The 13,498-nt window shown below is 67.0% G+C and carries 7 protein-coding genes and 1 pseudogene; 4 read left to right on the top strand and 4 right to left on the bottom strand.

Features of this window, described 5'->3' with window-relative positions; translation table 11 throughout:
* Window positions 1-217 precede the first annotated feature (217 nt).
* Window positions 218-1,219, top strand: a complete 1,002-nt coding sequence (locus AC1RJ9_RS08440; RefSeq protein ID WP_492837807.1) for a LacI family DNA-binding transcriptional regulator — start codon at window positions 218-220, stop codon at window positions 1,217-1,219.
* Window positions 1,220-1,248: 29 nt separating this feature from the next.
* Here the strand turns inward: AC1RJ9_RS08440 and AC1RJ9_RS08435 are convergent.
* Window positions 1,249-1,514, bottom strand: a pseudogene (locus tag AC1RJ9_RS08435) (MFS transporter); the annotation flags it as partial.
* Window positions 1,411-1,740: a hypothetical protein gene (locus tag AC1RJ9_RS08430; protein WP_492837624.1), complete on the bottom strand. Its 330-nt coding sequence runs from the start codon at window positions 1,738-1,740 to the stop codon at window positions 1,411-1,413. The pseudogene AC1RJ9_RS08435 and the gene AC1RJ9_RS08430, both read right to left, overlap by 104 nt.
* 379 nt (window positions 1,741-2,119) lie before the next feature.
* Between AC1RJ9_RS08430 and AC1RJ9_RS08425 the strand changes: the two genes are divergently transcribed.
* Window positions 2,120-4,999, top strand: a complete 2,880-nt coding sequence (locus tag AC1RJ9_RS08425) for a TonB-dependent receptor domain-containing protein (RefSeq protein ID WP_492837808.1) — start codon at window positions 2,120-2,122, stop codon at window positions 4,997-4,999.
* Between the two features lie 58 nt (window positions 5,000-5,057).
* Here AC1RJ9_RS08425 and AC1RJ9_RS08420 read toward each other — a convergent pair whose 3' ends face one another.
* Together AC1RJ9_RS08420 and AC1RJ9_RS08415 are read right to left on the bottom strand one after the other, a co-directional pair.
* A complete protein-coding gene (locus AC1RJ9_RS08420; protein ID WP_492837625.1) occupies window positions 5,058-7,400 on the bottom strand; it encodes a beta-L-arabinofuranosidase domain-containing protein in 2,343 nt (780 codons plus the stop codon).
* Window positions 7,397-9,742: a glycoside hydrolase family 95 protein gene (locus tag AC1RJ9_RS08415; RefSeq protein WP_492837626.1), complete on the bottom strand. Its 2,346-nt coding sequence runs from the start codon at window positions 9,740-9,742 to the stop codon at window positions 7,397-7,399. Before AC1RJ9_RS08415 ends, AC1RJ9_RS08420 begins: the two co-directional genes overlap by 4 nt.
* Before the next feature lie 320 nt (window positions 9,743-10,062).
* Here AC1RJ9_RS08415 and AC1RJ9_RS08410 point away from each other — a divergent pair, with 320 nt between their 5' ends.
* Window positions 10,063-11,775, top strand: coding sequence for a glycoside hydrolase family 43 protein (locus AC1RJ9_RS08410; protein WP_492837809.1), 1,713 nt, complete (start codon window positions 10,063-10,065; stop codon window positions 11,773-11,775).
* A gap of 93 nt (window positions 11,776-11,868) precedes the next feature.
* Entirely contained in the window at window positions 11,869-13,446 is a 1,578-nt protein-coding gene (locus AC1RJ9_RS08405) for an alpha-N-arabinofuranosidase (protein WP_492837810.1), read from the top strand.
* The last annotated feature ends 52 nt before the right edge of the window (window positions 13,447-13,498 follow it).

The raw sequence follows: 13,498 nt of genomic DNA, 5'->3' as shown, positions 1-13,498 counted from the left end.
GACAGATTGCGGAATGGTTGCGTTAACGTAATCGTATTTACTTGAACCTGTCCAACCAATAACAGTGGCGATACCGATAATCGTGACGCCACTGGCAGGTCCGCCCGCCCCATAGCGCTGGTTTTGCGTCGAGCCGACAATCGACTAGGTAGGGTTTCAATGACGGTGGCGGGGTAGACGATTGGCCAGAAATACTGAGGGCGCCCGCGGCCCAACAATTGTCGATGTCGCGGCCGCGGCCGGTGTTTCCCCCATGACCGTGTCGCGCGTGATCAATGCCCGCCCGGGCGTGGGCCCCGACACACGCCTTATCGTCACCGAAGCGATCCACCGCCTGGGCTACACGCCGAACGTCGCCGCGCGCAGCCTCGTGACGTCGGCGGAGCTGCGGATCGGCGTCGTCTATTCCAATCCCAGCGCCGCCTTCATGAGCGAGTTCCTGACCGGGGTCTACGAAGAGGCGTCCACGCGCGGAGCCCGCCTGATCCTGCTCAAGGGCGGCGAAGGCGGGCGTCCGCCCCAGGACGCCGAATTGAAGACCCTGATCGCCGCCGGCGTGCGCGGCGTGATCCTGGCCCCTCCCCTGGGAGAATCCCCCACGGTCCTGCAGGTGCTGCGTAAGGCGCGACTGCCCCTGGCGGCGGTCGGCGCCTATGGCGTGACGGGCGCCATCTGCGTACGGATCGACGATCGGCGGGCCGCCTACGAAATGACGCGAGATCTGATCGCCGAGGGGCATCGCCGCCTGGGCTTCATCCTCGGCAATCCCGACCAGGCGGCGAGCGCCGAGCGGTTGGCGGGGTTCTACGCCGCGGTTCGGGAGGCCGACGACGTGCAGACGATGATCGCCCAGGGCGATTTCAGCTTCACCTCGGGCCTCGCGGCGGCCGAGCTCCTGCTCGATGCGTCACCCGCGCCGACGGCGATCTTCGCCAGCAACGACGACATGGCCGCGGCCGTGGTGTCGGTCGCGCACCGCCGCCACCTCGACGTGCCCGGCGAACTCACGGTCGCGGGGTTCGATGACACCGCCGCGGCGGTCACCCTGTGGCCGCCGCTCACCACGGTGCGTCAGCCGGTTCGCGAGCTGGCCGCCGAGGCGCTCGGCCTGCTGGCGGCGCAGATCTCCGGGGCCGAGGCCCATCTGAGCGATCACCGCGACCGGGTGCTCGATCACCAACTCGTTCGCCGGCTATCGACCTCGCCGCCCCGGAGCTAGTCGTCACCCCGACCTTCGTTGCGGAAGAGGGCGAAGTCGGCGGGCGTCGCGACCTCGTCACGGCGGAACAGGTCCGAGGCCATGGTGATCACCGTCACCGACAGGGTCTGATGGGCGAAGCCGCCAACGCATAGCAGCGCCAGGGCGACGCACGGATTGGCCGCCAGGCGAACAGGGCGATCTGCTTCAGATCAAAGCCGCGCACGCGCATCAGGTAGAGCGGCATCCAGAACGACAGCATCCCCCATACTGGATCGGCGAGCATTCTGGGCAGGGCGATGCCCCACAGGTCGCGGGAGCGGCTGGAACATCACGCCCAATTGGAAGGCGCTGGTGATCCACGAATATTGCTCGCTGGAGATCGACTGCTCGCTGAGCACCATCGGCGCGGCGACGCCCAGCACCGATCGCGACAGGTAGTTGAGCACCATCGCCAGGACGAACAGGCCCAGAATGGTCCATCGGATGTAGGCGAAGCGCGGACGTCGAAGCGCTCGACCGTCGTCCTGACCTGCTGACACGCCCCCTCCCCCGGTAACGTTATCATCCCCGATCGGCGAGAACGCCGACCCGCCTTCGTCGAGGTTTGGCGCGGTTTCACTCGCCAATCCACAACCGACTAGCGAACCAGAACGATCGTTTCAACGATAATATGTCGGAGTATTGACACTGGGGCGGCGGCCATACCAAGATAACTGATAACGTTACCATCGCGGTTGGCCATGGCGACGATCAAGCACGCGGAGCCGGTGAGCCTGCGGATAGGGAGGGATGAGAATGAACGCCAATGGCATGACGTCCTCGGAGGGCGGCGGCGCGCATAGCCGCGCCCAGATCGAGGCTCGGAACAGCACCACACGGATTCGGGACCGGATTCTGCGGTCGGCCAGCGCCGGCGCGATGACCGCGGCCCTGTTCGCGGCCGCGCCCGCCCTGGCCCAAACGGCCCCCGCTTCGACGCCAGCCAACGACGCGGCCACGGTCACCGAGGTGGTCGTCACCGGCACGCGCATCCAGACCACCGGCTTCACCGCGCCGACGCCGACCTCGGTGATCGGCGAAGCCCAGATCCAGAACAACGCCCAGCCGAACATCTTCGCCACCATCGTCCAACTGCCGTCGCTACAGGGCTCGAGCGGCTCGGCGACGAACACCTTCAGCACATCCAGCGGGCAGCAGGGCCTGAGCTCGTTCTCGCTGCGCGGCCTGGGCACGATCCGCACCCTCACCCTGCTGGACGGCCAGCGCGTGGTTGGGGCCTATTATACGGGCGTCACCGACGTCAGCCTGTTCCCGCAACTGTTGATCCAGCGCGTCGACGTCGTGAACGGCGGCGCCTCGGCCTCCTACGGTTCGGACGCGGTGGGCGGCGTCGTCAACTTCATCACCGACACCCGCTTCGAGGGCCTTAAAGGCAACGTCCAGGCCGGCATCTCGAAGTACAACGACAACGAACAGGGCCTGGTGCAACTGGCCGGCGGCCGCAGTTTCGCGGGCGACCGCGTGCACGTCGTCGGCAGCGTGGAGTGGGCCAAGGAAAACGGCGTCGGCCCAGGCGATTTCGGCCTCGATCTGGCCGGTGATCGCCACTGGTTCACCCAGACGACGATGATCAACCGCAACGTCACCGACGACGGCTCGCCGCAGTACCTGATGCGCGACAACGCCCAGCCGTACGCCTACACCAAGTACGGCCTGATCACCGCTGGTCCGCTGCAGGGCATCGCCTTCGACCAGAGCGGCAACCCGTTCCAGTTCCAGTACGGATCGAACGGCGTGCCCTCCAAGACCGCCGGGGGCGCCGTCAACGGCTGTCTTCCGGGGTTCTGCGTTGGCGGCGACCTGTCGGGCAACGTCGACAGCGGTCGCACGCTGCAGTCCAAGATCGAGCGCAAGGTGGCCTATGGGCGCATCGGCTACGACTTCGCCGAGAACAACGAAGCCTACGTCTCGTTCAATCTGGGCCAGGTGAAGACCAGCAACCAGCCCGTCAACGGCATGAACAAGACCGGCCTGACGCTGCAGTGCTCGAACCCGTACGTGCCGGCCTCTGTCCAAGCCGCCTGCGCGACGGCGGGCGTCACCAGCTTCCAGTACGGCACCAGCAACGCCGTGCTGCCCAACACCGAGGTTCACACTGATCGTCGTCAGTATCGCGTTGTCGCCGGCCTGAAGGGCAAGTTCGCGGCGGTAGGCTCCGACTGGACCTATGACGCCTACTACCAGCACGGCGTCAACAAGACCGTCGTCGACGTCGACCACATCCTGCTGACGCCGCGCTTCAACCAGGCGATCCAGGCCATCACGCTGAACGGCGCGATCGTCTGCGCCGATCCGATCGCGCGCGCCAATGGCTGTCAGCCGCTGAACATCTTTGGCGGCAGGCCGCCCTCGGCCTCGGCCCTGGAATATGTCCAGCCCGCCGCCGGTCCCTTCCAACGCCTGCGCATGAAACAGGACGTGGCCAGCCTGAACTTCTCGGGCGCGCCGATCGACTTGTGGGCCGGTCCGCTGTCGGTGGCCTTCGGCGCCGAATACCGCCGGGAGTACTACACCGTTCGCGCGGACCCGTACGGCGCCGGCGTCGCCGATCGCAGCCCTAACGATGGCTCCTATCCGGCCGATCCCATCCTGGCGTCCGTCGGCAACAACTGGCACGCGGGCAACTACAAGAACGGCGACGGCGTCTACAACGTCAAGGAAGCCTTCCTGGAAGTCGACCTGCCGCTGTTCGACAACGACACCGTCGGCCGCGCCAACTTCAACGCCGCGGCGCGGGTCACCGACTACAGCACCTCGGGCACGATCTGGACCTGGAAGGCGGGCGGCGCCTGGGACACGCCGATCGAGGGCCTGCGCTTCCGCGGCGTGACCTCGCGCGACGTGCGCGCGCCCAACCTGTCGGAACTGTTCGCGGCGCCCGTCACGACGACGCTGCCGAATTTCTTCGATCCGGTGAACAACCGAAACGTGGTCGCGATCCAGAACGCCGTCGGCAACCCGAACCTGACGCCGGAAATCGCGCGCAACTCCCAGATCGGCGTGGTCCTGGCCAATCCGTCCTGGCTGCCCGGCTTCAGCGCGTCGTTCGACTACTACAAGATCAAGGTCGACGATGTCGTCTCCAGCCTGGGCGCGGCCCAGATCGTCGACTACTGCTATCGCAACATCCTGCCGCAGACCTGCGGGACCTATAACCTCAACAACACCAGCGGCCCGAACTATATCAACGTCCAGTCCTTCAACCTGGCGTCGATCAAGACCAGCGGCTTCGACATCGAGGCCAGCTATCGCTGGCAGCAGCCGCTGGGTCTGTCAGGCAACTTCACCCTGCGGGCCCTGGCCACCCATATCCGCGACTTCTGGACCGACTCGGGCCTGCCCGGCACGACCCCGGTCGACTCCGCGGGCGTGAACCAGGGCAACACCCCCAACTGGAAGTGGCTGGCGATCCAGAGCTACGAGACCGACCGCTTCAGCCTGACGCTGCAGGAGCGTTGGTTCACCGACGGCAACTACGGCAACCAGTACGTCGTCTGCGCGACGGGCAGCTGCCCGGTCTCGACCGTCAACAACCCGACGATCGACAAGAACTTCATGCCGGGCGCGTTCTACATGGACGTCGGCGGCACCTACAACATCCGCAAGGACGTGACCGCCTACTTCAAGGTCGACAACCTGTTCGACCGCGATCCGGCCAAGTCACCGAACTACGCCAACCCGGCCCTCTACGACATCATCGGCCGGATGTACCGCGCGGGTGTTCGCTTCCGCTTCTAACCGAGGTTCCCCCTCGATCACTGAGGCCAGGCGTCCAGCGCCTGGCCTCTTTTTTTGTTTAGGCGTCTCGCCGCGGCGCCTCGATCAGTTCGAGTCCATAGAGGACACTCGTCCCCTTGCGACCGATCAGCCTGACCTTCGAGCGCTTCTGGTCGCTCGGCGGCAGCGGGTAGTCGACGATGACCCAGTCGTTGCGCTTGGGTCCGGACCGACGCTCCACGGCGACTTGCCGTCCGTCGAACTCGATCGCCATCTCGCGGTCGGCGTCGTTGCCCCAATAGGTCGCGCGCAGGAACGCGGCGCCGGGTCGACGCGCCATCGTGAACGACACCTCCGCGCCCTCGGGGATCGACCGGCTGTGGCGGCCATAGAAGGTCCCCGGCTGTCCGGCCGTCGCCGTCAGCCCGTGATCGCGCTCGGGCTGCATCTCGCCGATATGGAAGACGTCGATCCTCCGTCGCGCCAGGTCGGCCCGCTGCGCCTCGGACGCCAGATAGTCCTGGCGCCGAGTCTTCCAGTCCGTTGGCGTGAAGGTCTGGAAGTAGACCGCCGTGCGCCGGTCATAGAGCGCGTTGAACGGCCGCAGCGTTTGACTCTGCCCCAAGACATCGACCGTGGCGTAGCGATGAACCCCGCCGCCCGGGACAAGGGTGTCGGTGGGCGAGGCCTTGGCCAGGAGCGCCGGCGCGGGGCCGTCGAACGGCTTGTCCGAAGGTCCGAGATCGGCCGCCAGGACCAAGGGTCCGCTGAGAAAGGCGTAGGTGGCCGGGGCGCCCTTGAGCCGCTCGGCGCGCAAGGTCATCGGCAAGGTCACGGTGATCGTGTCCCCGGCCCGCCACGCGCGCGTCACGCGCCAGTAGTTGTCCGAAACCGGCGCGGCGATCGACTTACCGTTCAGAGCGATCCGCGCGCCCTGCGCCCAGCCGGGGCGGCGAATGGCCAGGGTCGTGGCTGTCGCCGAAGGACGAGCCACCCGAAGCACGACCTCGCCCTGCTCGGGATAGCGAGTCCGCAGTTCGAGCCGCGCGTCGCCCGGCAGATCCAGCGTCGAGGGCGTGAAGAGATTGACATAGATCGCGTCCGGCCCGCGCCAGAAGATGCTGTCGGCGTGCTTGGCGTGGCTTTCCATACCGGAGCCCACGCAACACCAGAAGCTGTCTTCCGGCGTGGAATAGTCGCGCTTGGCGCCCGCCTGCAGCGGCATGAAGTAGACGAACTGACCGGTGTCGGGACGCTGATGCGCCAGGATATGATTGAGCTGCGCCCGCTCATAGTAGTCGAACAGGGCGCCGTCCGGCTTCCAGGCATAGAGATGCCGCGTCAGCTTCAGCATGTTGTAGGTGTTGCAGGCCTCGCAGGTGCCCGTCGTCAGCGTGCCGGCCAGTTGATCGGCCGGACCGAAGTGCTCGCGCTCGGAATTGCCGCCCAGCACATAGCTGTGGTGATCGACGACCGTCTGGTGAAAGAACGCCGCCGCCTCGCCATGATCGGCCTGGCCGGTTGTTTCGTAGAAGCGCGCCAGGCCGACGGCCTTGGGGATCTGGGTGTTGGCGTGCAGCCCGGCCAGGGCGTCGCGGCGGGCCAGCAGCGGGTCGACGAAAGCGCGGTGGCGCAGCCGCTCGGCGGTCCGCAGCCAGCGCGCGTCGCCGGTGATCGCATGCAGTTCGGCGTAGGATTCCAGGATACCGCCGTGCTCGACGGAAAGGACCTTCTGGACCTGCTCGTCGGACAGGGGCGCCAGGACGCCGGCCAGATAGTCGGCCACGCCCAGGGCGATCGGCAGGGCTCGCGCGTTGTGAGCCAGCAGGTGCGCGTCGATCACCCCCGCCAGCACCTTGTGATAGGCGTAGATCGGCACCCAGCCGCCATTCAGCGTCCAGGTGACCTCGATCTGGCCGCGCCGGACTTCCTCGAAGATGACCTTTCCGGGAACCTCCTTGCCACCCCGGTCGGCGGTCGTGCCGCCGACATAGCCGTCGCCCTCGGCGGCCTGGATTTTCGCCATCTCCGCGAGCGTGCGGTCGAGGACGGCCGCGACGGCGGGATCGCCGGTATTGGCCACCGTCAGGCTGCAGGCCGATAGCCAGTGGCCCAGGGAGTGACCGGCGATGCTCTCGCTTTCCCATCCGCCATAGCGCGGCTTGTTGGCCGGCAGGCCGGCCGACCAATAGAAGTTGTGCAGCAGCCGTTCGGGGTCCAGCGACAGCAGGTAGCGGCGGTTGGCCGCCATGGCGTCGGCGAATGGCGACGGCTCCAGCGTCACATACCGGGCCGGGATCGGCTCGACCTTGCGCAATGACGTGGGCGTCTGGGCGGAAGCCTTGGCGCTGAACGTGACGCTCAGAGCAGCGCCGGCCAGCAGCACCGAGCGCCGGCTGGGGGTGAGGGCCTGGCCGCTCATGCGCGCACCAGGGCGCCGTCGCGGGCCGCGAGGCGGACGCTTTGACCTTGCTTCATCTCGATCTCCAGGGTCGATGACCCATGAACTACAGTATGGCGGCCGTCGACCTCGGCGGTCAGCACCGCCTCGGAAAGCTTGCCCCCCGCCCAGCGCACGTCGATCCCGACCGCGCCCCTCGCCCGCAGGCCGGTGATGTGGCCGGTCGGCCAGGCCGATGGCAGGGCCGGCAGCAGGTAGAGGCGGTCGTCGCGGCTTTGCAGGACCATCTCGGTCATGCCCGAGGTCCCGCCGAAATTGCCGTCGATCTGGAACGGCGGGTGGGCGTCGAACATGTTCGGATAGGTCCGCTCGGGGCCGAGCAACAGCTTCAGCACGCTGTGGGCGTGGTCGCCGTCGCCCAGTCGCGCCCAGAGGTTCAGCCGCCAGGCGATGGCCCAGCCGGTGGTGAGGTCGCCGCGCTTCAGCAGCGAAGTCCTGGCCGCCGCCGCCAGCTTCGGCGTGGTGTCGATCCCGATCTGGTCCGACGGGAACAGGCCGTAGAGGTGCGAGACGTGCCGGTGCTGAGGCTCCTTGGCGTCGGCGTCCCAGTCCTCCTGCCATTCCTGCAGCTGGCCGTCCTTGCCGATCCTGTAGGGCGCCAGCTTGTCGCGCGCCGCCGTCAGTTCGGCGACGAAGGCCGGATCCGCGCCAAGGACGCTTTCGGCCTTCAGGCAGTTGTCGAACAGGTCCCGGATGATCGCCTGGTCCATGGTCGGACCGGCGACCAGCGAGGAGCCATGACCATGATCGTTCTCCGGCGAGACCGACGGACTGGTGACCAGCACGCCGAACTTGGGATCGACGACCAGGGTGTCGAGGAAGAACCGCGCCGAGCCCTTCATCAGCGGATAGACGCGGGCCAGATAGGCCTTGTCGCGGCTGTAGTCGTAGTGGTCGAAGACGTGCTTGCAGAGCCAGGCGCCGCCCGTGGGCCAGACGCCGTAGATCGCGCCGTCGATCGGCGCGGTGGCGCGCCACAGGTCGGTATTGTGGTGGGCGACCCAGCCGCGCGCGCCATACATGACCTTGGCGGTGCGCGCGCCGGTCTTGGCCAGGTCCTCGACTAGCGCGATCAACGGCTCGACACAGGGCGCGAGATGGGTCGGCTCGGCCGGCCAATAGTTCATCTCGGTATTGATGTTGATCGTGTACTTGCTCTCCCAGGGGGGCGAGGTCTTGTCGTTCCAGACCCCCTGCAGGTTGGCCGGCTGGCCGCCGGGGCGCGAGCAGGCGATCAGCAGGTAGCGGCCGTACTGATAATACAGCGCCGCCAGCGAAGGATCGTCCGTGCTCGGCGACCGCCGGATGCGCTCGTCCGTGGGCAGCAGGTCGGCGCGGGTGCGGCCGAAGTCGACGCTGACACGACGGAACAACGCCCGGTGATCGGCCTGATGGTCGGCCAGGATCTTCGCCCAGGGCTTGCCGACGAGCCTGGTCAGCGTCGCGTTGTTCAGCGTCTTGGGGTCTCTGGAGACGTCGTCGTACCTGCGATAGCTGGTGGCCGCCGCGATCAGCAGCACGAGTTCGTCGGCATTCCGGACCGACAACACGCCGCCCTGTCCCGTCACCGCGCCACCCTTGGCGCGGACTTCCACGCGGCACTCGAACGTCAGGGCGGCGGAGATACCCTCCCGGCTCTCATTGGCGCCAGTCAGGACCAGGACGCCGCTCTCGACCGTCGCGACGGGTTTGGACTTCAGCGGGCTGGCGAAGGACAGATCGACGCTGATCGCCCCCTTGCGGCTGGCGCTCAGGCGCACGGCGATGACCCCGTCCGGATAACTGCCGATCACCTCTCGGCGATAGCGCACGCCGCCGGTCCTGAAGGTCGTGGCCGCGACCGCCCCGTCGATGTCGAGGTCGCGCACATAGTCGCTACTCGCCTCGCCCAGCCCCGGGAAGTCGAGCTTCAGGTCGCCGATCGTCTGGTAGGCCATCTGCCGCCTGGGCGCGCCCAGGAACCTGGCGTCGGCCAGCTTGGTGGCCTGGGCGTATTCGCCGGCGTCGATCAGGCGGCGGATCTCCGGCAGCGCCGCCAGCGCCTCGGGATTGGCCGGGTCGTATGGACCGCCGGCCCACAGGGTGTCTTCGTTCAGTTGCAGCCGCTCGGACGCCACGCCGCCGAACACCATGGCGCCCAGCTTGCCCGAGCCGATCGGCAGGGCCTCGACCCACGCCTTGGCCGGCTGGCGATACCAGAGGCGCGTCGGCGAGGCCTTGGTCTGGGCGGCGCGCGCGGGCGCCGCGGTCAGGGCCGAGGCGGCGCCGAGGACGGCGAGCGTGGAGCGGCGAGTCAGCGTCATATGGCTCTCGAACAGCGGTCGAACGGGCATCGAGCACATCAGCCCTTGCAGATGCGAGCCAACGTAACAATACTCCGACAAAAGCACGACCGACCGCCAGCCTACAAGCTGGATAAGAACAACCGGATCATCCTAAAGGTTAGCGCTACCATTGCCTCGTTTCGCGCGATAGGGTGGGCCAGGCCGTGACGCACGGCAACTGGGACGGGCGACTTGCCCGACATAATAAAGACCGCGCGCCGACGCGGCAGGAGACAGGAAACGCCATGTTCGCCCACGCTTCGCCAGGCCGTCGATCGCGGCGACCGTTCCATGGACGGATGTTGAGCCTGGCCTCCGCCCTGGCCTTGCTCGCCGGATCAGGTCATGCGCAGGCGCTCAAGACGGCGTCGAACGCCGCGCCGACGGCGGCGTTCGATTGGTTCGAATATGAAGGCGCGGATCCGTCGGACGCGGCCTTCAAACCGACGCCGAGCCAGTACGCCAATCCGATCCTCAAGGGCACCTATCCCGACCCGGCGGTCATGCGTGTCGGCAAGGACTTCTATTTCGTCAGCTCGACCTTCGCCTGGTTCCCGGGGTTGCCGATCTTCCATTCGACGGATCTCGTGCACTGGAAGCAGATCGGCAACGCCATCGACCGCCCTGGCATGCTCGACTTCGGGCGTCTGGGCCTCTCGCGCGCGGTGTTCGCCCCGACGTTGAGCCACCACGACGGCACGTTCTACCTCCTCAACACCTGTGTCGACTGCAAGGGCAACTTCCTGATCACGGCGAAGGACCCCAAGGGCCCCTGGTCCGACCCGGTGTGGCTGCCGACGGTCGAGGGCATTGATCCGTATCTCTTCTTCGATGACGACGGCAGCGCCCTGATCGTCTTCAATGGCGAGCCGCCCGGCCCGGCCGAGTACAGGGGCCACCGCGCCATCTGGGCGATCGCCTACGACACCAAGACCGGAAAAACCGTCGGCGAACGCAAGCTCCTGCTGGACAAGGGCGTCAATCCCGCCTCCAAGCCCATCTGGCCAGAAGGTCCGCACATCCTGAAGAAGGACGGCTGGTACTACCTCATCGCGGCCGAAGGCGGCACGGCGGAAGGCCACAGCCAGGTCGCGCTGCGCTCCAGGAGCGCCTGGGGACCATATGTTCCGTACCCGAACAATCCGATCCTGACCCAGCGCGGCCTGCCGAAAGACCGCCCGCTGCCGATCACCTCGGCCGGCCATGCCAACCTGGTCGACACCCCGGACGGAAAGTGGTGGGCGACCTTCCTGGCGGTGCGCCCTTACGGCGATGACCTCTACAACACCGGCCGGGAGACCTTCCTTCTGCCCGTGGAATGGAAGGACGGCTGGCCGATCATTCTCGAGAACGGCAAGACCATTCCGTACGTCCACGCCAAGCCGGACCTGCCGGAGATGACGCCCAAGCCGCCGCCGACGGCCGGCGCCTTCAAGGTTCGCGACGAGTTCGACGGCAAGGCCTTGCCGCTCAATTGGGTGACCATGCGGATACCTCGGGAGCGCTGGTGGCGACTGGACAATGGCAAGCTGATCCTGACCGCGCGGCCCGAGACCATCGGCGGCATGACCCAGCCCTCCTTCTGGGGACGGCGGCAGCAGCACCTCAACGCCAGCGCCGCCACGGAAATGCGCTTCCGCCCGACCAAGGTCGGCGACAAGGCCGGCATGGTCGCCGTGCAGAACGACGACCACTTCTTTTTTCTGGGCCTGGAGCGAAACGCCCAGGGACAAGACGAGATCGTGCTCGAACGCCGCGCCAGCCCCAGCGACCCGGAAGGCGGCGTGAAGATCGCCAGCGCGCCCGTAGCGCTGAAGGCCGATGCGCCCGTCTGGCTGAAGGTCACCGCCCGGGGCGGCGCCTACGACTTCTCGTACGCCCTGGCCGCCGGACAATGGAAGACGCTGAAGGCCGACGAGGATGGATCGATCCTCTCGACCAAGAAGGCCGGCGGCTTCGTGGGCGCTCTGCTGGGCGTCTACGCCCACGACGGCGGCGCACAGGGCCAGTGAACATCGACGCGGACTTTTGACCAACGGAAGACGGCGCCGAGGCGACCGTCAGCGACGCGCCTAGAGGCGCCGAGGGGAGACAAGATGACCAGAATGACGTGGCCGATGGCCGCCTGCGCCCTTACGCTCGCCGCGACCGCGCCGGCGCTGGCCCAGACCAAGACCGATGCGCCGATCGCGGTCCGCATCGAGGCCAGCGCGCCCGGCGCCAAGATCGATCGCAACATCTTCGGCCAGTTCGCCGAACACCTGGGCAGCGGCATCTATGGCGGCGTCTGGGTCGGCAAGGACTCGACCATCCCCAATGTCCGCGGCATCCGCACCGACGTCGTCAAGGCGCTGCGCGACATCAAGGTGCCGAACGTGCGCTGGCCCGGCGGCTGCTTCGCCGACGAATATCACTGGCGTCACGGCATCGGCCCGATCGAGGGTCGCCGCAAGACGATCAACTCCAACTGGGGCGGCGCGGTCGAGCCCAACACCTTCGGGACCGACGAGTTCATGGACTTCGTCGGCCAGATCGGCAGCGACGCCTACATCTCGGTCAATGTCGGCTCGGGCACGGTCCAGGAAGCGGCCGAGTGGGTCGAGTACATGACCGCCGATCCGGAGACCACGGCGGGCAAGGAACGCGCCGCCAACGGCCACCGCGAGCCCTACAAGATCAAGTATCTGGGCCTGGGCAACGAGAGCTGGAGCTGCGGCGGCGCCATGCGGCCGGAGTACTATGCCGACCAGATGAAGCGCTACGCCCGCTTCGTGCGCAACTACAATCCCAAGCAGACCGGCGCGGACGCCATGCAGCGCATCGCCGTCGGCCCCGACCAGGGCAAGCCGGCCTATACCGAGGCGGTGATGGCCGCGCAGAAGGGGCACGATTGGGCCTGGAACATCGAAGGCCTGTCGCTGCACTCCTACACGACGGGCGGCTGGCCGCCGTCGTTTTCCAGCACCAAGTTCGACGAGACCGCCTACGCCAAGCTGCTGAAGGAAACGCTCGGCATGGACGGGCTGATCACCAAGCACGCCGCGATCATGGACAAGTATGATCCGGAGAAGAAGGTGCCGCTGGCCGTCGACGAATGGGGCGTGTGGCTGGCGCCGCTGGAAGGCACCAATCCGGGCTTCCTGGTCCAGCAGAACTCGATGCGCGACGCGCTGGTGGCGGCGCTCAACCTGAACATCTTCGCGCGTCACGCCGACCGTGTGCGGATCACCAACATCGCTCAGATGATCAACGTGCTGCAGGCGATGATCCTGACCGACAAGGACAAGATGGTCCTGACGCCGACCTATCACGTCTACAAGATGTACCTGCCCTTCCAGGACGCGACCTTCGTGCCGGTGAAGTTCGACGCCGGGACCTATACGCAGGGCGACATCACGCTGCCGCGCATCGACGCCATCGCCGCGCGCGACACCCAGGGCAAGCTGTGGCTGGCGGTCTCCAACCTCGACCCCGTCAAGTCGGCCAGCATCCGAGCCGACATCGCCGGCGTCAAAGCCGCGTCCGCCACCGGCCAGGTCATGACGGCGCCGCGCGTCGACAGCGTCAACACCTTCGACGCCCCCAACGCGGTCGTCCCCAAGCCCTATTCGGCGAAGGCCGGCGCGGGCGGTCTGACGCTGGAAGCTCCGCCCAAGTCGATCATGGTCGTCCGCCTGGACTGACGACATCTGACCACTTCCCGCATGATGGCGAGGGCTCCCATCGCATCATGCG

It is taken from the genome of Caulobacter sp. GW822-FHT07D08 (assembly GCF_058798735.1).
The sequence above is the reverse complement of the archived record's forward strand: the minus strand, read 5'-3'. Positions and strand labels throughout refer to the sequence as shown.